The organism is Serratia sp. ME47 (assembly GCF_903970925.1).
Classification (GTDB): Bacteria; Pseudomonadota; Gammaproteobacteria; order Enterobacterales; family Enterobacteriaceae; genus Serratia; species Serratia ureilytica.
Map to the genome: position 1 here is coordinate 65,980 of NZ_CAJCKE010000021.1, position 25,492 is coordinate 91,471.

General features: G+C 60.8%; 22 protein-coding genes. 15 read left to right on the plus strand and 7 right to left on the minus strand.

Annotated elements, in window-relative coordinates; all coding sequences use genetic code 11:
* Positions 1 to 10: 10 nt before the first annotated feature.
* Complete coding sequence (alr, locus tag H7A77_RS18950) at positions 11 to 1,090, plus strand: alanine racemase (protein ID WP_108682094.1); 1,080 nt, start codon at positions 11 to 13, stop codon at positions 1,088 to 1,090.
* 44 nt (positions 1,091 to 1,134) lie between these two features.
* On the opposite strand, the gene H7A77_RS18955 is transcribed toward alr, so the two are convergent.
* Positions 1,135 to 1,902, minus strand: a complete 768-nt coding sequence (locus tag H7A77_RS18955) for a transporter substrate-binding domain-containing protein (protein WP_033651220.1) — start codon at positions 1,900 to 1,902, stop codon at positions 1,135 to 1,137.
* A 215-nt stretch (positions 1,903 to 2,117) separates the two neighbouring features.
* On the opposite strand from H7A77_RS18955, the gene H7A77_RS18960 reads away from it, so the two are divergent.
* The 5 genes from H7A77_RS18960 (at position 2,118) to maa (ending at position 5,468) form a co-directional block, all read left to right on the plus strand.
* Entirely contained in the window at positions 2,118 to 2,591 is a 474-nt protein-coding gene (locus H7A77_RS18960; RefSeq protein WP_025304444.1) for an Lrp/AsnC family transcriptional regulator, read from the plus strand.
* Between the two features lie 79 nt (positions 2,592 to 2,670).
* Positions 2,671 to 3,864 carry an amino acid aminotransferase gene (locus tag H7A77_RS18965; protein WP_164057677.1) on the plus strand — a complete coding sequence of 398 codons (1,194 nt, stop codon included), beginning with the start codon at positions 2,671 to 2,673 and terminating at the stop codon, positions 3,862 to 3,864.
* A gap of 125 nt (positions 3,865 to 3,989) precedes the next feature.
* Positions 3,990 to 4,406, plus strand: coding sequence for a secondary thiamine-phosphate synthase enzyme YjbQ (locus H7A77_RS18970; protein ID WP_004936779.1), 417 nt, complete (start codon positions 3,990 to 3,992; stop codon positions 4,404 to 4,406).
* A 4-nt stretch (positions 4,407 to 4,410) separates the two neighbouring features.
* The gene (locus tag H7A77_RS18975) at positions 4,411 to 4,764 is read left to right on the plus strand and encodes an MmcQ/YjbR family DNA-binding protein (protein WP_046897199.1); all 354 of its coding nucleotides are present in this window, start codon (positions 4,411 to 4,413) and stop codon (positions 4,762 to 4,764) included.
* A 146-nt stretch (positions 4,765 to 4,910) separates the two neighbouring features.
* A complete protein-coding gene (gene maa, locus H7A77_RS18980) occupies positions 4,911 to 5,468 on the plus strand; it encodes a maltose O-acetyltransferase (protein ID WP_042785802.1) in 558 nt (185 codons plus the stop codon).
* Positions 5,469 to 5,482: 14 nt separating this feature from the next.
* Here the strand turns inward: maa and H7A77_RS18985 are convergent, their stop codons facing one another.
* The 3 genes from H7A77_RS18985 to uvrA all read right to left on the minus strand — a co-directional run bounded on the left by H7A77_RS18985 (position 5,483) and on the right by uvrA (position 10,464).
* The gene (locus H7A77_RS18985; protein ID WP_042785459.1) at positions 5,483 to 6,166 is read right to left on the minus strand and encodes a M48 family metallopeptidase; all 684 of its coding nucleotides are present in this window, start codon (positions 6,164 to 6,166) and stop codon (positions 5,483 to 5,485) included.
* A gap of 334 nt (positions 6,167 to 6,500) precedes the next feature.
* Positions 6,501 to 7,316 (minus strand): MipA/OmpV family protein, encoded by an 816-nt coding sequence (locus H7A77_RS18990; protein ID WP_255443885.1) that lies wholly within the window; start codon positions 7,314 to 7,316, stop codon positions 6,501 to 6,503.
* 319 nt (positions 7,317 to 7,635) lie between these two features.
* A complete protein-coding gene (gene uvrA / locus H7A77_RS18995; RefSeq protein ID WP_094143424.1) occupies positions 7,636 to 10,464 on the minus strand; it encodes an excinuclease ABC subunit UvrA in 2,829 nt (942 codons plus the stop codon).
* A 277-nt stretch (positions 10,465 to 10,741) separates the two neighbouring features.
* On the opposite strand from uvrA, the gene ssb1 reads away from it, so the two are divergent.
* Complete coding sequence (gene ssb1, locus H7A77_RS19000) at positions 10,742 to 11,272, plus strand: single-stranded DNA-binding protein SSB1 (RefSeq protein ID WP_046897200.1); 531 nt, start codon at positions 10,742 to 10,744, stop codon at positions 11,270 to 11,272.
* 62 nt (positions 11,273 to 11,334) lie between these two features.
* Here ssb1 and H7A77_RS19005 read toward each other — a convergent pair whose 3' ends face one another.
* The gene (locus H7A77_RS19005) at positions 11,335 to 12,084 is read right to left on the minus strand and encodes a 3-oxoacyl-ACP reductase family protein (protein WP_122004371.1); all 750 of its coding nucleotides are present in this window, start codon (positions 12,082 to 12,084) and stop codon (positions 11,335 to 11,337) included.
* Between the two features lie 150 nt (positions 12,085 to 12,234).
* Complete coding sequence (locus tag H7A77_RS19010) at positions 12,235 to 12,495, minus strand: YdgH/BhsA/McbA-like domain containing protein (RefSeq protein WP_182074508.1); 261 nt, start codon at positions 12,493 to 12,495, stop codon at positions 12,235 to 12,237.
* A gap of 194 nt (positions 12,496 to 12,689) precedes the next feature.
* Between H7A77_RS19010 and H7A77_RS19015 the strand changes: the two genes are divergently transcribed.
* From H7A77_RS19015 to H7A77_RS19035, 5 genes are all read left to right on the plus strand, one after another.
* Positions 12,690 to 13,133 (plus strand): lipocalin-like domain-containing protein, encoded by a 444-nt coding sequence (locus H7A77_RS19015; RefSeq protein WP_033644432.1) that lies wholly within the window; start codon positions 12,690 to 12,692, stop codon positions 13,131 to 13,133.
* The gene (locus tag H7A77_RS19020) at positions 13,130 to 13,798 is read left to right on the plus strand and encodes a glutathione S-transferase family protein (protein WP_033644433.1); all 669 of its coding nucleotides are present in this window, start codon (positions 13,130 to 13,132) and stop codon (positions 13,796 to 13,798) included. The genes H7A77_RS19015 and H7A77_RS19020 overlap by 4 nt, the downstream gene beginning before the upstream one ends.
* Before the next feature lie 47 nt (positions 13,799 to 13,845).
* Positions 13,846 to 14,253, plus strand: coding sequence for a VOC family protein (locus tag H7A77_RS19025; protein ID WP_015379207.1), 408 nt, complete (start codon positions 13,846 to 13,848; stop codon positions 14,251 to 14,253).
* A 333-nt stretch (positions 14,254 to 14,586) separates the two neighbouring features.
* The gene (locus tag H7A77_RS19030) at positions 14,587 to 15,948 is read left to right on the plus strand and encodes an NCS2 family permease (protein WP_033644434.1); all 1,362 of its coding nucleotides are present in this window, start codon (positions 14,587 to 14,589) and stop codon (positions 15,946 to 15,948) included.
* A 197-nt stretch (positions 15,949 to 16,145) separates the two neighbouring features.
* A complete protein-coding gene (locus H7A77_RS19035; RefSeq protein ID WP_004936822.1) occupies positions 16,146 to 17,795 on the plus strand; it encodes a Na+/H+ antiporter in 1,650 nt (549 codons plus the stop codon).
* A 76-nt stretch (positions 17,796 to 17,871) separates the two neighbouring features.
* Here H7A77_RS19035 and H7A77_RS19040 read toward each other — a convergent pair whose 3' ends face one another.
* The gene (locus H7A77_RS19040; RefSeq protein ID WP_033651228.1) at positions 17,872 to 18,759 is read right to left on the minus strand and encodes a LysR family transcriptional regulator; all 888 of its coding nucleotides are present in this window, start codon (positions 18,757 to 18,759) and stop codon (positions 17,872 to 17,874) included.
* A 139-nt stretch (positions 18,760 to 18,898) separates the two neighbouring features.
* Between H7A77_RS19040 and H7A77_RS19045 the strand changes: the two genes are divergently transcribed.
* The 3 genes from H7A77_RS19045 to H7A77_RS19055 form a co-directional block, all read left to right on the plus strand.
* On the plus strand, positions 18,899 to 19,321 hold the full coding sequence (locus tag H7A77_RS19045; RefSeq protein WP_004936830.1) for a CidA/LrgA family protein: 423 nt from the start codon (positions 18,899 to 18,901) through the stop codon (positions 19,319 to 19,321).
* The gene (locus H7A77_RS19050) at positions 19,314 to 20,003 is read left to right on the plus strand and encodes an LrgB family protein (protein ID WP_004936833.1); all 690 of its coding nucleotides are present in this window, start codon (positions 19,314 to 19,316) and stop codon (positions 20,001 to 20,003) included. The genes H7A77_RS19045 and H7A77_RS19050 overlap by 8 nt, the downstream gene beginning before the upstream one ends.
* Before the next feature lie 610 nt (positions 20,004 to 20,613).
* The coding region (locus H7A77_RS19055; RefSeq protein WP_182074509.1) for a non-ribosomal peptide synthetase at positions 20,614 to 25,492 on the plus strand (4,879 nt) is incomplete at its 3' end.

Here is a 25,492-nt window from a genome sequence, read left to right on the forward strand (position 1 = left end):
AGGAACTGAAATGAAAGCGGCAACCGCTGTAATCGACCGCCGCGCTCTGCGACATAATCTGCAACAGGTGCGCCGCCAGGCGCCGCAAAGCCGCCTGATTGCCGTTGTGAAAGCAAACGCTTATGGACATGGCCTGCTGGAAACAGCACACACCCTGCAAGACGCCGACTGCTACGGCGTAGCGCGCATCGGCGAGGCGCTGATGCTGCGCTCCGGCGGCATCGTCAAGCCGATCCTGCTGCTGGAAGGCTTCTTCAGCGCCGAAGACCTGCCGGTGCTGGTGGCGAACAACATCGAAACCGCGGTGCACAGCATCGAACAGCTCGAGGCGCTGGAACAGGCCGAGCTGGCGCGCCCGGTGCCGGTGTGGATGAAGCTCGATACCGGCATGCATCGACTGGGGGTGCGCCCCGAACAGGCGGAGGCGTTTTATCAGCGCCTGTGCGCCTGCCGCAACGTGGCGCAGCCGGTCAATATCATGAGCCACTTCAGCCGCGCCGACGAGCCGGAGTCCGACGCCACCCTGAAACAGATCGCCTGCTTCGAGCAGTTCGCGCGCGGCAAACCGGGCCATCGCTCGGTCGCCGCCTCCGGCGGCACGCTGCTGTGGCCGGACGCCCACAACGAGTGGGTGCGCCCCGGCATCATTCTGTACGGCGTGTCGCCGCTGGATAACGGCAGCGGCGCCGAGCATGGTCTGCAGCCGGCGATGACGCTGAAATCCAGCCTGATCGCGGTGCGCGAGCACAAGGCTGGTGAAGCGGTGGGCTATGGCGGCACCTGGATCAGCCCGCGCGATACTCGCCTTGGCGTGGTGGCGATGGGGTACGGCGACGGCTACCCGCGCAGCGCGCCGACCGGCACGCCGATCCTGATCAACGGCCGCGAAGTGCCGATCGTCGGCCGGGTGTCGATGGACATGATTTCGGTCGATCTCGGGCCGGACGCCGCCGATAAGGTAGGGGATGAAGCGGTGCTGTGGGGGCCGGCGTTGCCGGTCGAGCGCATCGCCGCCTGTACCGGCATCAGCGCTTATGAACTGATCACCAAGCTCACGCAGCGCGTGGCGATGGAATACATCGGCGACTGATACGCCGCAGGGGCCGACGCGCGTCGGCCCCGTTTCTCAGCGGGTTACTTCTTTACCGCCAACCACTTGTCGATAACCTTCTGATACTCGCCGGTCGCCTTGGCCAGGTGCAGCCACTGATCCACATACAGTTTCCAGCTCAGATCGTCGCGCGGCAGCATGTAAGCCTTTTCGCCGTACTGCATCGGTTTGGTCGGATTCACCGCGCACAGCTTCGGATAGCGCTTCTGCTGGTACAGCGCCTCGGAGGCGTCGGTGATCATCACGTCCGCCTTGCGATCCACCAGCTGCTGGAAAATGCTCATGTTGTCGTGCGTCAGCGTCAGCTTGGCTTTTGGCAGATAGGCGTGCACGAAGGCTTCGTTGGTGCCGCCCGCCGGTTCCAGCAGACGCACCGATGGTTTGTTGATCTGTTCTATCGTGCGGTATTTCTTCACGTCGGTGCAGCGCACCAGCGGAATTTTGCCGTCGGTATCCAGCTTGTCGGCGAAGAACACCTGTTTTTGGCGCTCCAGCGTGACGGAGATGCCGCCCATGGCGATGTCGCACTTGCCGGAGGCGAAGTCCGGTGTCAGGGTTTTCCAGCTGGTTTTCACCCACTTCACCTTGGCGCCGAGGCTCTTCGCCAGCGATTCCGCCATGTCGATATCGATGCCTTCATAGCTGCCATCTTCCTTGAGGAAGGTGTAGGGCTTGTAGTCGCCGGTGGTGCAGACCTCCAGGGTCTTTTGCTGCAGCACTTTGTCCAGGTGGGATTGCGCGCCGGCGCTGCCGGCGGCGAGCAGCAGCGCGAGAGGGAGTAACTTTTTCATCTGGCGTCCTTTTTATACATTCGTGGTTTTATGCGTTACTTCGCCGTTAATTGTCGTTTGCCTGCATGAGTTAGCCGTTTTTTATGCCGCTTACCGGCGAAAACGCCGGGCGTTGCTGCTGTACGCGATTTAAGCGCCAGGGTGTGACGTCGGCAACGGTAAAAAAACTGGTAGGCTGTAACGTCAACATTTATTAACACAGTTTACAGGTGGCTATGTACAACATTGACGATTTTGATATGAAAATCCTGACGCTGTTACAGGCCAACGGCCGTTTGACCAATCAGGAGCTGAGCGAACTGGTGGGGCTTTCCGCTTCCCAGTGTTCACGGCGGCGCATCAGCCTGGAGCAGGCGCAGCTGATCCGCGGCTACCACGCGCGGCTGGCGCCGGAGGCGGTCGGCCTGGGGCTGGTGGGGCTGATTGAAGTCAGCCTGATCACGCACGCTCAGGAGCAGATCGACAGCTTTCATCAGATGCTGGAGGACGTGGACGCGATCCTGGACGCTTACAAGACCACCGGCGACGCCGATTACCTGCTGAAAGTGGCGGTGGCGGACCTGCCGGCGCTGAGCGAGTTCATCAGCCAGACGCTGTCGCCGCACAAAAGCGTGGCGCATATCAAAACGGCGGTGGTGCTCAATCGCATCAAGGAAAACGGTTTGTTGCCGGTGACGCGAGAAAGCTGAAACCGAATACGCTTTTCCGTCTATATTAGGAACGTAACGCTGTGCCCAAACCACAATAAATAAACCAGGAGAAAAAAACGTGTTCCAGAACGTTGACGCCTATGCCGGCGATCCCATTCTGTCGCTGATGGAAAAATTCAAACAAGACTCGCGCGCGCACAAGGTGAACCTGAGCATTGGCCTGTACTACGATGCGCAGGGCGTCATTCCGCAGATGCGTGCGGTCGCCGCGGCGCAAGCGCAGTTGAACAGCGTCGAGCACGGCGCCTCGGTATACCTGCCGATGGAAGGGCTGCAATCCTACCGCACCGCCATCCAGCATTTGCTGTTCGGCGAGCAGCACCCGATGCTGCAGCAGGGGCGCATCGCCACCATTCAGACCGTCGGCGGTTCCGGCGCGCTGAAAGTGGGCGCCGACTTCCTGAAAAGCTACTTCCCGAATTCGCAGGTGTGGGTCAGCGATCCCACCTGGGAAAACCACGTCGCCATCTTCAGCGGCGCCGGTTTCAAGGTGAATACCTATCCGTATTTTGACGGCGAAAGCCTGGGCGTGAAGTTCGACGCCATGCTGGCTGCGCTGAAACAGCTGCCGAAGCATAGCATCGCGCTGCTGCATCCGTGCTGTCACAACCCGACCGGCTCAGACCTGACCCCCGCCCAGTGGGACGAAGTGATCAAGGTGATCGCCGACCGTGAGATCATTCCGTTCCTCGACATCGCCTATCAGGGCTTCGGCGGCGGTATGGAGCAGGACGTCTACGCCATTCGCGCCATTGCGGCGGCCGGCTTGCCGTGCCTGGTGAGCAACTCGTTCTCGAAGATCTTCTCGCTGTACGGCGAGCGCGTCGGCGGCCTGTCGGTGGTGTGCGAAAGCGAAGAAGCGGCCGGGCGCGTGCTGGGCCAGCTGAAGGCGACCGTGCGCCGCAACTACTCGAGCCCGCCGAACTTCGGCGCGCAGCTGGTGGCCAAAGTGCTGAACGACGCTGAGCTGAAAACCCAGTGGCTCAATGAAGTGGAAAGCATGCGCACCCGCATTCTCGAAATGCGCCACGCGTTGGTGGACACCCTGAAGAGCGCGCTGCCGCAGCGCAACTTCGATTACCTGCTGGCGCAGCGCGGCATGTTCAGCTACACCGGCTTCAGCGCGGCGCAGGTCGATCGCCTGCGCGAAGAGTTCGGCGTCTACCTGATCCACAGCGGCCGCATGTGCGTGGCCGGCCTGAACCACGACAACGTGCGTCAGGTAGCCGAGGCGTTTGCTGCGGTGCAGTAACGCCTGTTAGTCTGAACGGACGTTCATCGGGAGCGATAGCGATATCGCTCCTTTTTTATTGCCGGCGCGCCGCCGAAGTTGCCGCAAACCGGAGAGAGAATATACTGATTGAGGGGCGCTCACTCATGTGGCATCAGCAAACGCTAATCCTCAGCGCAAAAGCGCGTGGCTTTCATCTGGTTACCGACGAGATAGTCAACCAGTTAACCCACTTACACCGCCTGCAAACCGGCCTGCTGCATCTGTTGCTGCAGCATACCTCGGCCTCGCTGACGCTCAACGAGAACTGCGATCCCACGGTGCGAGCCGATATGGAGCAGCATTTCCTGCGTCAGGTGCCGGAAAACGCCCCCTATCAGCATGATTACGAAGGGCCGGACGACATGCCGGCGCACATCAAATCCTCGCTGCTGGGCGCTTCCTTGACGCTGCCCGTCAGGCACGGGCGGCTGATGTTGGGCACATGGCAGGGCATCTGGCTGGGGGAGCACCGCATCCACGGCGGAGCACGCCGTATTGTGGCCACATTACAGGGGGAATAACCCAATGAATAACAGCGCATTGCTGGAGTACTGCATGGCGAAGCCGGGCGCGGAGCAAAGCGACCAGAACCAGTGGCAGGCCAGCCAGATCAAGGTGGGCGACGTGATGTTCGCCATGGTGTGCGAAGTGGAAGGGCGGCCGGCGCTGGCGGTCAAGTCCAGCCCGGAGCTGGCGGAAAGCCTGCGCGAACACCACCCTGAGATCGTCGCCTGCAATGGCCTGAACAAGGCGCACTGGAATACGGTGTTTCTCGACGGCAACCTGCCGAACTCGCAGTTTTATACGTTGATCGACAGCTCCTATCAGCTGGTGGTGGAAGGCCTGCCCGAACACGTGCGCCAGGAACTGCGCGCCTGATTGCCGGGCGGCGGCGCCGCCCGTTTTCTCCTGCTTTCTCGCGTTAAACCGTGATCGGGGCTTTAAATTGGGAACGTTCCCTTTTTATTGCCGGGCTAAAGCGGCTACGCTTGGGCATTCAAGAAACGCGGATGAAGGAGGCCGACATGGCCATGAGCGAAGAAAAGCGCAAGATGATCGCCGGGGAACTGTACGACGCCGGCGATGAACTGCTGCGCAGCGAGCGTCGGCGCGCGCGCCAGATAACGCATCGCTACAACCACTCATCGCCGGAAGAGGGCGAGCTGCGCAAACAGTGGCTGGACGAGCTGCTGGGCGGCTATCAAGGCGGCGCCATCGAGCCGACGTTCCGCTGCGACTATGGCTATAACATCTATCTCGGCAAGAACTTCTACGCCAATTTCGACTGCGTGATCCTCGACGTGTGCGAGGTGCACATCGGCGACAACTGCCTGCTGGCGCCGGGCGTGCATATCTACACCGCCACCCATCCGCTGGACGCCGAGACGCGCGCCGGCGGCGCGGAGTTCGGCAAGCCGGTCAAGATTGGCGACAACGTGTGGATCGGCGGGCGCGCGGTGATCAATCCGGGCGTGACCATCGGCGATAATGCGGTCGTGGCCTCCGGCGCGGTGGTCACCAAAGACGTGCCGGCCAACTGCGTGGTGGGCGGCAACCCGGCGCGCGTGCTGAAAACACTGTAAGCCCGTCGGGCGGATTAAAACATGCTGCCATGGCGCTCGAAGCCGTGCATCTCGATGTCTTTGAGCGCCTTGAAGCGTTTGACCATCACCGCATGGTCTGACAGCAGATTGCTGATGCGAACAAACAGCTCCTTGTTCTCTTCTTCGCACTGCTCCAGCCAGGCCTGCGGATTCACGCCGTGCTGCATCCAGGGGCCGACGGCCAGCAGCCGCACCGTGTTGGCGTAGTTCGGGCACACCGCGAGCGCCACGCGATCGGCGGAATACTCCTGCGCGCGAGTGGTCGCCAGGCCGGGCAACACCAGCGACTGCGGCACGACGCCGATCGCCAGACGCCACAGCGACACGTGCCGCAGCTTGTGATGGGCCAATTCATGGGCCAGCACGAACTCCACGATCTCCGGCGCGGTGGGCATCAGCATGGCGATTTCAGCATGGATCACCACGTAGCGCTGGCGGCGGTTGCACTCCAGCGCGAAGGCGTTGACCACGCCGTTGCCGTTGGTCAGATAAAGCTTGGGCAGCGTCTTGAGTTCCAGCCGACGGCCGATATCCTGATACAGCGCGAACAGTTCCGGAAATTGCGCCGGCCCGATGCGCAAGGCGTTGGATTTCGCCTGTGCGGCGAGATAGAAACGGTAAATATAGAAAGCGATCGGGATCAGCGGTAATAACGCGAGCAGGCTGAGGGTATCCAATGTTTCCTTGGCGTCGTCTCCCAACCCAAGTGCAGTTCCATCTGTATTTACCACGACGGCGGCGATGCCAAATAAAAAACCGAATAAGGTAATTATCGCCGATAGCCAGATCATGGGCATTTCCCAGCGGTGGCGAAATGCGGTGAAATTACGACATTCCGTCGCATGATGTTGACACATAAAATATCCTTAATAAGGGAGAGCCACGCCTGACATTGTCAGGTAAATAATGAATTTTTAATTATCCATCCGTTTACCTAACACTCAGCTAAACTGTAGTTCGTTTTTTAATCATGGCATTTATCCCTTCCTGCACAGACTTAGGCAAAAAACGTCAGAAGCTGTAGCTGGCGCTGGTGAAGGCCATGCCTGAGGTGGTTTTCTCAACGATGGGGCTGTCGGCCGCGTCGCCCAGCAGGCGCGTTACGCCGACGCCGGCCTGGAAGGCCACGTTCGGTCGCCATTGGTAGTTGAGCGCGGCGGTGAGCGTCGCGTCCTTGAAGCCGCTGCCCGGCCGATACGTGCTGAAGGCGCTGTGCTGCGCCTGCTGCGACGTCACGCCGAAATAGCCGCGCTGATAGCCGCTGTTGGCCCAGGTGGTGGAGAGATTGCCGATAAGCGTCAGCTGTTCGCTGAGCGGATATTGCCCGGTCAGTCCGCTTTCCACATAGGCGGTGTGGCCCAGTTCTTCCCCGCCGTAGCTGCGTTTGCGCGTCGCCTGCATCCCTTTGACATAGGCGCGGAAGGGGTCGAGTTGGTAGCTCAGCTCAGCGCCGGCTTCCAGCGCGCCGCCCAGTTTGCCCATGCCTTTGAGCCGGGTGTTGCGCCCGCGCAAGGTTTTGATTTCCTCGTCACGGCCGGCGTCATAGTTGAGCAATAACGCGATGCCGACGGGCCCGGCGATGGGGAATTGCCAGCGCGCCCCTTCGCTGCCCGCGCTGAATTCTCCCCAGCTGGCGTTTTGATAGCCGGCATTCACCTGATACAGCGGTTCAATGCTGTAAAAAGACGAGCCTTCATAGGCGGGAGCGACGGCGAGGCCGCCGGCGAGCGTTAAAGACGCTTCGCCGTCCTGCGCCTGACCGGCGAGAGGAAAAAGAAAGAGCAGGGCGGCGGCAGAGGTACCCAGTTTATTATCCAAGTTAAACACCTTTATATCATCCCATTGAATAAACGGCCCGCAGGCCCGCGTTTAAATGACGGCTTATTGATAAACGCCATGTTTATATTGATTAATCGGCAGACGACGGCGAGCCATTGGCGTTATTTCACCGCAATAGTGAAACGCATGGGGAATAAACAAAAGCCAAACAAATGGCATTATGGGGCGAGTTTATTATTGGCTGGGTTCAAAGCGCCTGTTTTTAAAGGAATGATGCAGAGAAGAGTATTTAATGTTTCTCGCAGAAGGATAGGTTGATTGCTCAACGAGGCGGAATAGGGCGCCTCGTTGAGCGTATCATCCGCCGTTATTTTTCCAACAGCGGTTTCAGGAAGCGCGCGGTGTGCGATTTTTCACACTCGGCGACCGTTTCCGGCGTGCCGGCGACCAGGATCTCGCCGCCGCCGCTGCCGCCTTCCGGCCCCAGATCGACGATCCAGTCGGCGGTTTTGATCACGTCCAGGTTATGCTCGATGACCACGATGGTATTGCCCTGATCGCGCAGTTGATGCAGCACCGCCAACAGCTGTTGGATATCGGCGAAGTGCAGACCGGTGGTCGGCTCGTCGAGAATATACAGCGTCTGGCCGGTGCCGCGTTTCGACAGCTCGCGCGCCAGCTTGACGCGCTGCGCCTCACCGCCGGAGAGCGTAGTGGCCGACTGGCCGAGGCGGATGTAGGACAGGCCGACATCCATCAGGGTTTGCAGCTTGCGCGCCAGCGCCGGCACCGCGTCGAAGAAATCGCGCGCTTCTTCGATGGTCATCTCCAGCACTTCGTGGATGCTCTTGCCTTTGTACTTCACTTCCAGCGTTTCGCGGTTATAGCGTTTGCCTTTGCACTGGTCGCACGGCACGTAGATGTCCGGCAGGAAGTGCATCTCGACCTTGATCACCCCGTCGCCCTGGCAGGCTTCACAGCGCCCGCCCTTGACGTTGAAGCTGAAACGGCCCGGCGTATAACCGCGGCTGCGCGCTTCCGGCACGCCGGCGAACAGCTCGCGCACCGGGGTGAAGATGCCGGTGTAGGTGGCCGGGTTGGAGCGCGGCGTGCGGCCGATCGGGCTCTGATCGATATCGATCACCTTGTCGAAATGTTCCAGGCCGGTCACTTCGCGGAACGGCGCAGGCTCGGCGATGGTGGCGCCGTTGAGCTGGCGCTGGGCGATCGGGAACAGCGTATCGTTGATCAGCGTCGACTTGCCGGAGCCGGACACGCCGGTGATGCAGGTAAACAAACCGACCGGCAGCGTCAGCGTCACGTCCTTCAGGTTGTTGCCGCGCGCGCCGCTCAGCTTCAGCACCTTGGTCGGATCGGCCTGCACGCGCTGCGCGGGGATGGCGATTTCGCGCTTGCCGCTGAGGAACTGGCCGGTCAGCGATTCCGGCTGCGCCATGATGTCGTCGACGGTGCCTTCCGCCACCACCTGGCCGCCGTGTACGCCGGCGCCGGGGCCGATGTCGATCACGTGGTCGGCGGCGCGGATGGCGTCTTCGTCATGCTCCACCACAATCACCGTGTTGCCGAGGTTGCGCAGGTGGATCAGCGTTTCCAGCAGGCGCTCGTTGTCGCGCTGGTGCAGGCCGATCGACGGCTCATCCAGCACGTACATCACGCCCACCAAACCGGCGCCGATCTGGCTGGCCAAGCGGATACGCTGCGCTTCGCCGCCGGAGAGCGTCTCCGCCGAACGGGACAGCGACAGATAGTTCAGGCCGACGTTCACCAGGAACTTCAGGCGATCGCCGATCTCTTTCAGCACTTTCTCGGCGATCTTGGCGCGCTGGCCGCTGAGCTTCATGTTCTGGAAGAACGTCATCGCATGGCCGATGCTCAGATCGGAGATCTCCGGCAGCGTAGTGTCTTCGACGAACACGTTGCGCGCTTCTTCGCGCAGGCGGGTGCCGTGGCACGAGGCGCAAGGGCGGTTGCTGATGAACTTCGCCAGCTCTTCGCGCACCGCGCTGGATTCGGTCTCTTTATAGCGGCGCTCCATGTTGTGCAGCACGCCTTCGAACGGGTGGCGGCGCACGGTGGTGTCACCGCGATCGTTGATGTATTTGAATTCGATCGACTCTTTGCCGGAGCCGCTCAGCACCGCTTTCTGCACGTTGGCGCTCAGGGTGTTGAACGGGGCTTCGACGTCGAACTCATAGTGCTCCGCCAGCGAGCGCAGCATCTGGAAGTAATAGAAGTTGCGGCGATCCCAGCCGCGGATCGCGCCGCCGGCCAGCGACAGCTCGGGGTTTTGCACCACGCGATCCGGATCGAAGAACTGTTGCACGCCCAGGCCGTCGCAGGTCGGGCAGGCGCCGGCCGGGTTGTTGAAGGAAAACAGGCGCGGTTCCAGTTCGCGCATGCTGTAGCCGCAGATCGGGCAGGCGAAGTTGGCGGAGAACAGCAGCTCGTCCGCTTTTTCGTCGTCCATGTCCGCCACCACCGCGGTGCCGCCCGAGAGCTCCAGCGCGGTTTCGAACGATTCGGCCAGGCGCTGCGCCATGTCGTCGCGCACCTTGAAACGGTCGACCACCACTTCGATGGTGTGTTTTTTCTGCAGCTCCAGCTTCGGCGGATCGGACAGATCGCACACTTCACCGTCGATGCGCGCGCGGATATAGCCCTGGGCGGCCAGGTTTTCCAGCGTTTTGGTGTGTTCGCCCTTGCGATCTTTCACCACCGGCGCCAGCAGCATCAGGCGCTTGCCTTCCGGCTGGCTCAGCACATTGTCGACCATCTGGCTGACGGTCTGCGCCGCCAGCGGCACATGGTGATCCGGGCAGCGCGGCTCGCCGACGCGGGCGAACAGCAGGCGCAGGTAGTCGTGGATCTCGGTGATGGTGCCGACCGTGGAGCGCGGGTTGTGCGAGGTGGATTTCTGTTCGATGGAGATCGCCGGCGACAGACCTTCAATATGGTCGACGTCCGGTTTTTCCATCAGCGACAGGAACTGGCGCGCATAGGCGGAGAGTGATTCGACATAGCGCCGCTGCCCTTCGGCATACAGCGTATCGAAAGCCAGCGATGACTTGCCGGAACCGGACAGGCCGGTGACGACGATCAGTTTGTCACGCGGGATGATCAGGTTGATGTTTTTCAGATTATGGGTTCGAGCACCACGAACTTCGATATTGTCCATTTACACTTCCCGTCTTGATGATACACCGCGCCTGTCGCGATTTTTGCGGGGGGTTTTGTGATGGATCTCGCAAAAAACCGGCACAGCCAGGTCGAAACGCATAATTATGACACAAAAAAACCTGAATGGATATCCAGTATGCGAATGCAATAAGGTCGATTGGAAAGACAATTCTGGAATGCAATTCGCACTTATCAACACGGGTGTGGTTTCGTACTCAGCGTGGTAAACTGACGCGTTTATACTGTGTAGAAATCAATCATCGGGAGAAGTGCTCATGGCCAGCAGAGGCGTAAACAAAGTAATTCTGGTCGGGAATCTGGGTCAGGATCCAGAAGTCCGTTACATGCCGAACGGCGGCGCAGTGGCCAACATTACCCTGGCGACCTCCGAAAGCTGGCGTGACAAAGCGACCGGCGAACAGAAAGAGAAGACCGAGTGGCACCGCGTCGTGCTGTTCGGCAAACTGGCTGAAGTGGCGGGCGAATACCTGCGCAAAGGCTCTCAGGTTTACATCGAAGGCTCCCTGCAGACCCGTAAATGGCAGGATCAGAGCGGCCAGGATCGCTACACCACCGAGATCGTGGTTAACGTCGGCGGCACCATGCAGATGCTGGGCGGCCGTCAGGGCGGCGGCGCACCGGCCGGTCAATCTGCCGGCGGCCAGGGCGGTTGGGGCCAGCCTCAGCAGCCACAGGGCGGCAACCAGTTCAGCGGCGGCCAGCAACAGTCTCGTCCGGCGCAGAACAGCGCTCCGGCGGCCAGCAACGAACCGCCAATGGATTTCGACGACGATATTCCGTTCTGATCTCCGGCCGTTTGCAGCCAATAAAAAAGCCCCGCAAGGGGCTTTTTGCATTTTAGGGACGGTTACGCCGAGAAGCCGCCGTCGATGCTCAGGCTGGCGCCGGTGATATAACCCGCCTGCGGGCCGGCCAGGTAAGCGACAAAACCGGCGATCTCTTCATCTTTGCCGTAGCGGCCGATCGCCATCAGCTGCTTGAGCTGATCGGCGAACTCGCCGGCGTCCGGGTTCATTTCGGTGTCCACCGGGCCGGGCTGCACGTTATTGACGGTGATGCCGCGCGGGCCGAGATCGCGCGCCATGCCTTTGGTCAGGCCGACCAGCGCCGATTTGCTCATCGCATACACCGCCGCGCCGCCGAACGGCACGCGCTCGGCGTTGGTGCTGCCGATGTGGATGATGCGCCCGCCGTCATTCATGTGGCGCGCCGCCTCTTGGCTGGCGACGAATACGCTGCGCACGTTGACCGCCAGCATGCGATCCAGATCGTCCAGCGCCAGCGCTTCGGTGCTGCCCAATGTAAACACCCCGGCGTTGTTCACCAGAATATCCAGGTTGCCGAAGTGGCTCACCGCCTGGCGAACCGCCTGCTGCAGCGCCAACGCATCGGCGCTGTCGGCCTTGATGGCGAGGGCTTTGCCGCCGGCGGCGGTCACGGCGCTCGCCACCGCTTCGGCGCGATCGGCCGAGGCGGCGTAGGTAAAGGCGACGGCGGCGCCTTCGTTCGCCAACCGTTTCACGATGGCGGCGCCGATGCCGCGGGAGCCGCCCTGAACGAATGCGACTTTGCCTTGCAGAGGTTGTGCTGTCGTCATGCTATTTCTCCAAAGTGGGTGAGGGGATTGCGCTGTCATTCAGTATGGGTGAAATGAATGGCGATCACTGTCCACAAAGAGCTCTGGCCGCCTGAAACGAGAAAAGCCCCTTGCGGGGCTTCTTTCTTCCGTCGATTGGCTGTCCGACGATCAGTTGAAGATTTCTGCGGTGCCGTACAGTTTGTTTTGGCCGCCGGCGGCGACGATGCGGTAGGAACTGGCGCCCGACGCGGCGGCTTTGCTGGCCAGTTCGCTTTCCAGCGCGCTCAGGTTGGCGGCGCCGCTCACGGTGACTACGCCGATTTTCTGCGCGTCTGCGGCTGGCTGGCTGGTTGGCAGCTCAGCGGCGAAGGTCGCGAAAGAAGCGGTAGCCAGCAGTGCAGCGGTAGCAAAAATTTTGATGTTTTTCATGATGTGTTCCTCAGAGTATTTATTAGGTGAGAGCACGTTGTCTCTCGATGTGTTAAATACTAGTGCACCGGGTGTGAATAAAAAATCGGAGAGTTTTGAGTATCTCTGTCAAATAAATTGACGGTTTTCAGCCGTTGGCGTGCGGCAAAAATTGCCACTACCCTTTACAGACGATCCTTAACCGGAGAAGCGTCATGACGGTAAACGCGTTTATCGGCAGCTGGGCGTTGGTGTCGTCGGCGTTCAAAAACCAGAACGGCGAGCTGAATTACCCGCTGGGCGAGCAGGTGTTGGGGCGCATCCACTATGAGGCCAACGGCACGATGGCGGCGCAGCTATACAGCGCCGTGCGGCCGCGTTTCGTCGCCGACGATTTGGCGCAGGGATCCGAGCGGGAGATCCATGCCGCCTTCATCAATATGATTTGCTATTTCGGCCGTTATCAGGTGGAAGAAAGCGAGCAACGGGTGGTGCATCAGGTTGAAGGCTGCTCGTTCCCCAATTGGATAGGCAGCCGTCAGGTGCGCTTTTACGCCTTTAACGCCGATCGGCTGACGTTGCGCACGGTGCCGCTGCAGCTCGGCAACGGCGTGCAGATCGGCGAACTGGTGTGGCAGCGGACAGGAGCGTCATCATGATCATTGTTCATCATCTCAATCACTCGCGGTCGCAGCGCATTCTGTGGTTTTTGGAAGAGCTGGGCGTGCCCTATCAGGTGCAACGCTACGAGCGCGATCCGCACACTCTGCTGGCGCCGCCGGCGCTGAAAAAGATCCACCCGCTGGGCAAATCGCCGGTGATCGTCGATGGCGATCTGACGCTGGCGGAATCCGGCGCCATTATCGAATACTTGCAGGAGGCCTACGACGCACAGGGCATGTTTATGCCGACGGACTTCCACGCGCGCCAGCAATACCGCTACTGGTTGCACTACGCTGAGGGATCGCTGATGCCGCTGTTGGTGATGAAGCTGGTGTTCAGCCGTCTCGGCCAGCCGCCGATCCCCTGGCTGCTGCGGCCGGTGGCGGGCGCGATCGGCAAGGGCGTACAGCGCGAATACCTCGACAAACAGATCGCGCCGCACTGCGAGTATCTCGAACAGCACCTGAACAAGGGCAGCTGGTTCGTCGGCAACGATTTCAGCGCGGCGGACATACAGATGAGCTTCCCGCTCGAGGCGATGGCGGCGCGCGGCGCGTTGGACAATTGCCCGAAACTGCGTGGCTTCCTGCAGCGCATCCACGCCCGGCCCGCCTACCAGCGGGCGCTGGAACAGGGCGGCCCTTACGACCTGCTGAGTTAAGCGGATGGGCTATACTCGATGGGGTCATTCTTCATCGGAGGTAGCCCATGGCTACGCAAATCTTCGTAAATCTGCCCGTACGCGATCTGCCCGCCTCAATGGCGTTTTTCACCCAGCTCGGCTTCAGCTTCAACCCGCAATTTACCGACGATACCGCCGCCTGCATGGTGGTCAGCGACACGATTTACGTGATGCTGCTGACCCACGACAAATTCAGGATGTTTACCCCGAACCCGATCGGCGACGCCAAACAGGCCACCGAAGTGTTGGTGTGCCTGTCGCAACCCAGCCGGGCGGCGGTGGACGAACTGGTGCGCAAGGCGATCGCCGGCGGCGGCAATACCTATCATCCGCCGCGGGACTATGGCGTGATGTACGGCCACGGATTTCAGGACCTGGACGGCCATATCTGGGAATTGATGTATATGGATCCCGCAGCGGTGCAGGCGCAATAAGATCGCCGTGAAACAGGCTGGCAGGGGCGCCGGATCGCCCCGTCTTTTCGCGCAGAAGCCTTTCCCGCCGCTTTCTGCATAAATTGCCGCGATCTTTAGTTGATTAGACGCTAGGGAAGGCAGGATAATCGTTTGCCTTGAATAAACCACCATAAATCACCCGTACCGCGCGCTGCGAGTTAAACGTTTGCCTTGGTGCGCATCGCCGTTGGCGGTGCGACGGAAGGGCAAGGAAGCGGAACGTGACGTAAACGATTACGTAGCGATCAGGCGCGGGCGAGATTACAGGCCTGCTGCGACGGGCCGATTCATGAAACACAGGGGAAGTAACCTATGTCGAACTCTCAAGCGAACCACGCCGCAAAACCAACCGGCGGGCTTGATGGCTATTTTAAAATTTCCGCGCGCGGCAGCAGCGTGCGTCAGGAGGTGGTGGCGGGGCTGACCACCTTCCTGGCGATGGTGTACTCGGTGATCGTGGTGCCGAGCATGCTGGGCAAAGCGGGCTTCCCGCCGGCGGCGGTGTTCGTTTCCACCTGTCTGGTGGCCGGTCTGGGCTCGCTGCTGATGGGGCTGTGGGCTAACCTGCCGATGGCCATCGGCTGTGCGATCTCGTTGACCGCCTTTACCGCTTTCAGCCTGGTGCTCGGCCAACATATCAGCATTCCGGTGGCGCTGGGCGCGGTGTTCCTGATGGGCGTGCTGTTTACCGTCATCTCGGTCACCGGCATCCGCGCCTGGATCCTGCGCAACCTGCCGATGGGCGTGGCGCACGGCACCGGCATCGGCATCGGGCTGTTCCTGCTGCTGATCGCCGCCAACGGCGTCGGCCTGGTGGTGAAGAACCCGCTGGATGGCTTGCCGGTGGCGCTCGGCGCGTTCACCTCTTTCCCGGTCGTCATGACGCTGGTCGGCCTGGCGGTGATCTTCGGCCTGGAGAAACTGCGCGTGCCCGGCGGCATTCTGCTGGTGATCATCGCCATTTCCATCATCGGCCTGATCTTCGACCCGGCGGTGAAATATCAGGGGCTGTTCGCCATGCCGAGCCTGGCGGACGCTGACGGCAAATCGTTGATCTTCAGCCTGGATATCATGGGCGCATTGCAGCCGGTGGTGTTGCCGAGCGTGCTGGCGCTGGTGATGACCGCGGTGTTCGACGCCACCGGCACCATCCGCGCGGTAGCCGGGCAGGCCAACCTGCTGGACAAAGACGGCCAGATCATCAACGGCGGCAAGGCGCTGACCTCGGATTCCCTGAGCAGCATCTTCTCCGGGCTGGTGGGCGCCGCGCCCGCCGCAGTCTACATCGAGTCCGCCGCCGGCACCGCCGCGGGCGGCAAGACCGGCCTGACCGCCACCGTGGTCGGCGTTCTGTTCCTGCTGATCCTGTTCCTGTCGCCGCTGGCCTATCTGGTGCCGGTCTACGCCACCGCGCCGGCGCTGATGTACGTCGGCCTGTTGATGCTGAGCAACGTCACCAAGCTGGACTTCAACGACTTCGTCGACGCGATGGCCGGCCTTCTGTGCGCCGTGTTCATCGTGCTGACCTGCAACATCGTCACCGGCATCATGCTGGGCTTCAGCTCGCTGGTCATCGGCCGCATCTTCTCCGGCGAATGGCGCAAGCTGAACATCGGCACCGTGCTGATCGCCGTGGCGCTGGTGGCGTTCTACGCCGGCGGCTGGGCGATTTAAGCCTCTTGGGTTTCCCTCGCCCATCGGGCGGGGGAGCCTGTGACGGCAATTCCCTTCTTAAGATAAGTCTTCTTCTGCTCTGCACCGCGTTTTGAAAGGCACAACAAGCTTTAACGGCTGTAAAAAAAGTGATCTACTATCGGGACCAACGCAGGCCCTGAGCCGATGTCGTCTGAATCGTAGAGTCTAAGGAAAGCATGGAAATCTTTTTTACAATCCTCATTTTGATCCTGGTGGTCTCCCTGTCCGGGGTGGTGACGCGCATGTTGCCGTTCCAGGTGCCGCTGCCGCTGATGCAAATCGCCATCGGGGCCCTGTTGGCCTGGCCGCATTTCGGGCTGCACGTCGATTTTGATCCCGAACTGTTCCTGGTGCTGTTCATCCCGCCGTTGCTGTTCGCCGACGGCTGGAAAACGCCGACGCGCGAGTTCCTGCATCACGGGCGTGAAATTCTCGGCCTGGCGCTGGTGCTGGTGCTGATCACCGTGGTCGGCGTCGGTTATCTGATCTACGCCATGGTGCCGGGCATTCCGCTGGTGGCGGCCTTCGCGCTGGCGGCGGTGCTGTCGCCGACCGATGCCGTGGCGCTGTCCGGCATCGTCGGCAAAGGGCGGATTCCCAAGCCGATCATGGGCGTGCTCGAGGGCGAGGCGCTGATGAATGACGCGTCCGGCCTGGTGTCGCTCAAGTTCGCCATCGCGGTGGCGATGGGCACGATGGTGTTCACCGTGGGCGGCGCGACCCTTGAATTCCTCAAAGTGGCGATCGGCGGCCTGTTGGCCGGCGTGGCGGTCACCTGGACTTACAGTAAATCGCTGCGGGTGATGAGCCGCTGGAGCGGCGACGATCCGGCGACCCAGATCGTGTTCCTGCTGCTGCTGCCGTTCGCGTCCTACCTGATCGCCGAACATATCGGCGTTTCCGGCATCCTGGCGGCGGTGGCGGCGGGGATGACCATCAGCCAATCCGGCGTGATCCGCAACGCGCCGCTGGCGATGCGCCTGCGCGCCAACAGCGTGTGGGCGATGCTGGAATTCGTGTTCAACGGCATGGTGTTCATCATGCTGGGCCTGCAGCTGCCGGGCATTCTTGAAACCTCCATCCTGCAGGCGGAACTGGATCCGACCATCCAGACCTGGTATCTGTTCGCCGACGTGGCCACCATCTACGCCGCGCTGCTGGTGCTGCGTTTCACCTGGCTGTGGGTGATGAAGAAGGCCAGCAACCGCTTTATGAAAAAGCGTCCGCTGCAGTTCGGCGATTACAGCACGCGTGAGCTGTGGGTGGCGTCGTTCGCCGGGGTGCGCGGGGCGATTACCCTGGCCGGCGTGCTGTCGATACCGCTGTTGCTGAGCGACGGCACCGCCTTCCCGGCGCGCTATCAGCTGGTGTTTATCGCCGCCGGGGTGATCCTGCTGTCGTTGATTGTCGGCGTGCTGGCGTTGCCGCTGCTGTTGCGCGGCGTGCAGGTGACCGACAAGAGCGCCAGCAAGCAGGAAGAGCGCATGGCGATCGCCATGGCGGCCGAGGTGGCGATCGAGAGCGTGAATAAAATGGAAGAGCGCCTGGTCGCCGATACCGAAGAGAACCTCGATCCGCAGGTGTTGAAAGAGGTCAGCTCGCGGGTGACGGGCATGCTGCGGCGGCGTATCGCGTCGAAAGACGATATCGAGAATGCGCTGGCGATGGAAAACCTCGAGCGGCGTTTCCGCCTGACGGCGCTGCGCGCCGAGCGCGGCGAGCTGTACCACCTGCGTGCCACGCAGAAAATCAGCAACGAGACGCTGCAAAAACTGCTGCACGATCTCGATTTGCTCGAAGCGCTGTTGATCGAGCGCGAGGGGTAAACGCAGAGGGAGGAATAAACGTTTTTCCTCGTTATCCCCATCCTGAAGGGCCGCCTGTGCGGCCCTTGTTTTTTGGCTACTTGACCGGCGGCCAGTAGTCGCGGCAGCAGGCGATCCAGGCCTGCGCGCTGTGCGACAAATAGCTGCCCTGGCGCCAGATCAGGCCGATTTTCCATTCCATGCGCGGTTCCAGCGGCAGCCAGACCAGGTTTTCCTTATCCAGCCAGCGGCAAACCGGCTCCGGCAGCATGGCGATGCCCACGCCGGCCTGCACCATCGAGGCGAGGAAGTCCCATTGGCCGCTGCGCACCGCGATTTGCGGTTCAAAACCGGCCAGGCGAAACGCCTTCATCAGCATCTTGTACAGCGCAAAGTCTTCGTTATAAATCAGGATAGGGCTGTCGGCCAATTCGGCGATATTGATGCTGGTGCGGTTGAGCCACTGCGGCGTGCGCGGCGCCACCACGCACATCGGGTGGCCCAGCAGCGGCAGAAAGGTCAGCGGCTGCTCCGAGTCGAAGGGCAACACCGTCATCGCCAGATCCAGTTCGCCGGACATCACCGCCTGTTCGACCGACAGCCCGCCCAGCTCGGAAATCTTCAATTCGATGCCGGGGTAGGTCTGACGAAAGCGGCGGATCAGATCGGCGATCTGCCTGCCGACCATCGGCGGAATGCCCAGCCGCAACACGCCCTTTTTCACCGAGCTGATGTCTTCCAGCTCCGCCTCCAACTGGCGGAATTCGTCGAGGATCGTCAGGCCGCGCTGATACACCGCCTGGCCGCTGTCGGTCAGGCGCAGCTTGCGGCCTTCGCGGATCAGCAGCGTGCATTCCAGCTCCTCCTCCAGATGCCGCAGCATTTTGCTGATGGTGGGCTGGGTGACGAACAGTTTTTCCGCCGCGCGGGTGAAGCTTTGCTGGCGCACCACTTCAACGAAGTAGCGCAGGGTGCGGACATCCACGTTAGGGTTCTCCTTGGGGACGCTACCGGCGGGAAACTATTCCCGGACGGCATGATGTCGATAATTTTAATTCATTTCAGGCGTGGTTTCCCGGCTGCGTATACTGTAGGCCGTCAATTATTGTTTGAGGTCATCTTTCATGTCTCTGGCGTTACGCCGCGTTGCCCCCTCCCTGCTGACCCGTTTGCAGGTGCCGATTCAGGTGGCATTGTATGCGGCGCTGTTCCTGATCGCCGATCGCCTGGTGCAACAATTCCACCTGCCGCTCCCCGCCAATATCGTCGGCATGCTGATGCTGCTGGCGCTGATCCTGCTGCGCATTCTGCCGCTCAGCTGGGTCAAGGCCGGTTCCCGCTGGCTGCTGGCGGAAATGCTGCTGTTTTTCGTGCCGGCGGTGGTGGCGGTGGTCAACTATGCCCAGCTGCTGATGGTCGAGGGCTGGAAGATCTTTCTGGTGATCGCAGTCAGCACCATGCTGACGCTGGGCGCCACCGGGCTGGTGGTGGACAGGGTGTATCGGCTGGAGATTTGGCTGCAGCGGCGGAAGCAGCGCCATGAATGATTTTATCCTTAGCCTGGCCTGTTTTCTGGCGACGCTGGCGCTGTATTTCGCCAACAAGAAACTCTATCGCCGCCGCCGCACGTTGCTGCTGATGCCGCTGGTGCTGACGCCGATGATTCTGGTGCTGCTGCTGGTGGTCACCCATATCTCCTATCAGGACTACATCGGTGAAACCCACTGGCTGCTGTGGCTGCTGGGGCCGGCGACCATCGCCTTCGCGGTGCCGGTGTACGAGAATCTGCATATCATCCGTCGCCACTGGCTGTCGCTGACCGCCGGGGTAACGACCGCGGTGCTGGTGGCGGTGTACAGCTCGGTGTGGCTGGCGCGCCTGTTGACGCTGCCGGAAGAGGTGCAGCGCAGCCTGGCGGTGCGGTCGATCACCACGCCGTTCGCGCTGGAGGCCGCCAAACAGATGGGCGGGCAGCCGGATCTGGTGGCGCTGTTCGTGGTGATCACCGGGGTGTTCGGCATGGCGGTGGGGGATATTTTGTTTTTGCGGCTGGCGGTGCGCAGCCGTCTGGCGAAGGGCGCCGGATTTGGCGCCTCGTCGCACGGCGCCGGCACTGCCCGCGCCTATGAGCTGGGGCCGCAGGAGGGCGTGGTGTCGAGTTTGGTGATGATGCTGGCCGGCATCATCACGGTCGTGGCCGCGCCATTGATCGGCCGGCTGATGTGGTAAGACCTCTTGGGGCGGGCTCTGCCGCCCCATTGACATTGTCTGCGGTTGGGAACGGTGCCGTTGATTTGCGCACGAAAAAACGCAAAATTTTTTCAGCATAATTTTTCCCATTGTTATAACAAAAAGCGATAGAGCCGCTGCCGATAAAACCGGGCATAAATTTCGATGACAATGAATTAATTAAATTATTAATTATTGCTTTTCAAACAGTAAAGTATAACTTATTGATATGGAGAGGCTCTTATCGTAAGAATTGCTGCATATTAACCTCTGTGAATAATACAAAAAAATATTAATTATTCTCTAATCATCTCAGGTTAATACAAGTTCAATACCCTCGTCATCCCTGAGTAATATCGGGGAAATAAAATGGTCATTTATTCCCTTTCGCACGTTTCGCCAAAAAAAATATCCTCTCCTATACTTCACAGCTCAGCAAATTGAGGCGCAGGGGGGACCTCTGGATTAGCCATTCTATCCTTTCTTAGTTGGGGGAGACCCAGCTTTTCTACGGTTTTTTTATTCTGACTTGAACTGTCGGGCGGCCAGTCTTTGCCTAAATCCTGACGGTCTATTTCATTAACGTAATGAAAACGTGCTAGAGAATATTATGAACAAACAAACTGATGTGAAGAGTGGGGAATTCCGTGCAGGGTCTCAGGCCGCAACGGAGAAAGTTGAGCTGCATGAAATAACAACCGCCCAGCGTGAACTCTGGCTGGGGGAAAACATCTCCAAAGATTTGTCGTTCAATATCTGGGGCTACGGACAGGTCGACGGGCCGCTCAACGTTAAACTGCTGCGGCAAGCCATCGACGCCATCGTCGAAGAAACGCCGGCTCTGCAAGCGCATTTTGTGGAAAAAGACGGTGAGCTTTATCAATACCGCGCGCCACGTACACATGAGCCGCTGTTCACGCTCGATCTCAGCAAGGAGCCCGATCCTCTGCAGGCGGCCAGACGTTGGATGGTGGCGGATTCGGCGCTGCCGCGCCGCGCTACGGGAGAAGAACCTTTTAGTTTTTATGTCATTACGCTCGCACCGCAGCGCTACATCCTCTATCGCCGTTTCCACCATATGATCACCGACGGCCGCAGCGCTGAGGAAGTGATGCGGCGCATCGCGGCTTACTATAACGCGCTGGCGTCCGGCGGCGTCATCCCTGAATTCGCCAACTGCAATTTCTCTCTGCTGTATGAAAACGACATCAAGTACCGCGACTCTTCGCGCTTTTCTTCCGATCAGGCGTTTTGGCGGGAATACACCGCCGCCGCGCCGCAGAGCTTGTCACGCAGGGCCGTATTGACGCCGGACGCTGCGATGCACCACAACACGCAGCTGCTGGAAAAAGACGCCCTGGATCGGCTGCAGCGGCAGGCTGACAATATCGGCGTACACCGTGCGCATATATTGGCCGCTGCCGTAGCATTATGTTTCTACAGCTTAACCGGCAGCGAATATCTTAATTTCAGCATGCCGGTGACCGGGACAAGGGAACGAAACAGTATTGGTATGACCTCTAACGTTGTCCCTTTGATTATTAAGGTTGAACCTCAACTAAGTCTGGCTGAATTTATCCAGAAAGTGGCGGCTGAAATAGCGAAAGTGGTTCGCCATCAATTATATCGCGGGGAGGATATTCGGCGTGATAATGGCGCGACGGATTCCGCCTGGTTTGGCCCTTCAATTAACATCGTCTCTTTCGACCACGGCGATCCTTTCTGGGGATGCCGCACCCGTTGGTATTACGGTGGTAATATTCCGTCCGGCGATCTACAGATTATGCTGTATGAAGACCAGCAGGCGAGTGAACTGGACGTCACTTTTTCTGACGCCGCCTATGCAAATTCATTAGACGATCTGGATGTTTTGCAGCGTCGTTTCCAGTTCATTTTACGCGCGCTGAACGCTTCAACGACGGGAACGATCGAAGCGTTGGATCGGCAAGTGGCGACGTTGGCGGATGCCGGGGCCGGCGGCAGCTTTTACGCCAACCGGCGGCAACCGCCTGCCGGCGGCATCATCCGTTGGGATCGCCCGGCTCAGGCGCTGCAGCGCCTGGTGAGCTCGCTGAGCCATGGCGCGGGATGCGCGGCGAAGATACTGTTGGCGGAGCGCGTGCTGGGCGTGACGACGCTGCTGGCGGTGAGCGATGAACGCCAGGCCGAACCCGGCACCCTGCTGCGCATTGAGACCGACGGCTGGGAGATCGCCGCGCATCCCGGCGTGGTGCGCGTCGGGCCGTTCTTGCGCGCCGACGGCTCGATTCAGCCGGGTGATGCGCTGGCGCAGGCCTGCGGCCTGTCTGTCGGCTCGGTCTTGCCGACGCTTAGCGATGCCGAAGCTTCGCTGTTAGGCGCGGCGTATGGCGCCAGCGCCGACAGCGCCGCTTTCTGGCAACCGCGTCTGACACGCTTTTATCCGGCGCCGTTCCCGCCAGGGCCTGACCGCCGGGCGGCCCTTCCCGCACGCTGGCAGGCCACGGCCTGGCAGCGCCTGGAAAAGATTGCCGGCGAGCAGGTGCTGGCGGCAGCAACCCTCTATCTGGCGCGCATGTGTAATGAAACCGATTTTCAGCTGGGTTGGATTACGTCGAACGATCGGGATTGGGGACGTTGGGCTCACCTGAGCGCGCGCGTGCTGCCGCTGCAGGTCTCAGTTGATCACTCCTACAATTTCCAGCAGGCATTGGCCGCGCTGGAACAAGAATACGGCCGGTTGCGCGCTCATGCTGATTATCATCCCGCGTTGCTGACGGGCGATGCGGATCTGCGGGCGCCCCAAGCTTGGCCGACGGCGGTATCGATCGTCAGCCGGCGTTCAGAGACAGGGTTGCAGCCTGAAGACGAGGGCGTGGCTGCCATCATGGCTTCCGGCTCGCGCGCGGTATTGCAAATCTGCAAGGCTGACGGCGCCTTCCGTTGGGTATACGACGCCGCCTCAGTGGCTGACGAACAGATGTTGCGTGCGACGCAACATCTGCTGATGCTGCTCAACGACGCGGTGAGAGCGGGCTCTCATCGTCGCACCATCGGCGAACTCAATCTGGTTTCCGAGGAAGAACGCACGCAGTTGCTGCAGGGCCTCAATCACACCGTTGCTTCGCACTCGCCGGCGGCGTGTCTGCATCGGCTGTTCGAAGCGCAGGTCAAACGCACGCCAGATGCGACGGCGATGACATACGGCGACGACAGCCTGACTTACGCTGAATTGAATACCTGGGCGAACCGATGGGCCCATCGGCTGGTAGAGCTTGGCGTACAACCGGACAGTCTGGTGGCGCTGTGCGCCGGACGCGGTCTGCCGATGCTGGCCGGGTTGCTGGGGATCCTCAAAGCCGGCGGCGCCTATGTGCCGTTGGATCCCGCCTATAGCGGAGAGCGGCTACAGTACATCCTGGCGGACTCCGCGCCGGTGCTGCTGTTGGCGGATGAACTCGGCAGGCAAGCGCTGGGCGGCTGCGAGGTGCCGGTATTGGCGCTGGAACAGCCGTTGACGGGGAAAAGCGACGATCTGCAGGACGTCGAGGTGCGGCCATCACACCTGGCGTATGTGATTTACACCTCCGGTTCGACCGGCAAACCGAAAGGGGTCATGGTGGAACATCGCCAGGTCGCGCGCTTGTTCAGCGCCACCAACGCCTGGTTTAACTTCAGCGCCGCCGACAAGTGGTGCCTGTTCCACTCATTCGCCTTCGACTTTTCGGTTTGGGAGATCTGGGGCGCCTGGTTGTATGGCGGCCAGCTGTTCATCGTACCGCAGGAGATCGCCCGTTCGGCGCCGGACTTTTATCATTTCGTCTGCCGCAGCGGCATCACGGTACTGAATCAGACGCCGAGCGCCTTCAAAGCCTTTATCCAGGCTCAGGCACACAGCGAAGCGCGCCATCAGCTGCGCGAGATCGTGTTCGGTGGTGAAATGCTGAAGCCTTCCGATCTCGCGCCGTGGTTTGCTCGTCCAGAGAACCGGCAGACGCGATTGGTCAACATGTACGGCATCACCGAAACCACGGTGCACGTGACGTACCGGCCGCTGTCGGCGCAGGATACGGCGATCGTCGCCAGCCCGATCGGCTGCCGTATTCCGGATTTGCGGCTGTATCTGCTGGGCGGCGATGGCGAACCGGTGCCGATGGGGGCGATCGGCGAACTGTACGTCGGCGGTGAAGGGGTGGCGCGAGGGTACCTGAACCGGCCCGAATTGACGGCGGAACGTTTTCTCGAAGACCCTTTCAACCGGGCGCCGGGTGCGCGCATGTATCGCACCGGCGATCTGGCGCGCTATCTGCCGGGGGGGGATATCGAATACCTGGGGCGCAACGACCAGCAGGTGAAAATCCGCGGCTTCCGCATCGAGTGCGGTGAGGTGGAAGCGCAGCTGAGCGCCGATCCGCGCGTGCGCAGCGTAGCCGTGGACGCTATCGACGATGGCGACGGGAATAAGCGACTGGTGGCGTGGGTGGTTCCGGCGCCGGAGACGGAACGCGCTACGCTGGCGACCGAATTGCGCCGGCATCTGCAGGCGCGGTTGCCGGACTATATGGTGCCGGCGGCTTACGTTTGGCTGGAGGCGTTGCCGCTGACCGGCAACGGCAAATTGGACAAGCGCGCCCTGCCGGTGCCGCAGGTCGACGCCTGTGCGCGCGAGGCCTATGCGCCGCCGCAGGGCGAGGCAGAAAATCTGTTGGCGGCTATCTGGCATGAGCTGTTGGGCGTAGAACGGATTGGCCGTTACGACCACTTCTTCGAACTGGGCGGGCATTCGCTGATGGCGGTGCGCCTGGCGAACCGCGTGCAACAGGCCGGATGGCAGCTGCCGTTGCAGGCGCTGTTCGCCAGTCCGGTGTTGCACGTGTTGGCCCAGGCGCTGCAGGTTGCGCCGACGCAGGAATCGATCCCGATGCTGCCGGTGGCGCGCGATGGGGAATTGCCGCTGTCGTTTGCTCAGCAGCGTCTGTGGTTCCTGACCCAGTTGGAGGGGATGAGCGAAACCTACCATATCCCGCTGGCGTTGCGGCTGCGCGGTCGGTTGGACCGGCAGGCGTTGCAACAGGGGCTGGACGCGCTCTATGCGCGCCACGAATCGCTGCGCAGCCGGTTCATCACCCGGGAAGATCGGCCACAGGTAGAGATTTTGCCGGCAAACGGGTTACCGCTTGCGTTCCACGATCTGCGACGTCACCCCGCGCAGGCTGAAACGCTGTGCCGTCAGGCGGCCACTCAATCGTTCGATTTGACGCAGGGGCCGCTGGTGCGTGCCGCGCTGCTCCGCCTGGCGGATGAGGAGCATCTGTTCCTGCTCACCTGCCATCACATCGTCTCCGACGGCTGGTCGACCGGCATACTGCTGCGCGAATTGGGCGCGCTGTACGGCGCTTTCCGTCGCGGCGAGGCCGATCCGCTGCCGCCGCCGACCTTGCAATACCCGGATTACGCCGCCTGGCAGCGTCGCTACCTGACGCCGGAACGGCTGGCGGCGCAGGCGCAAT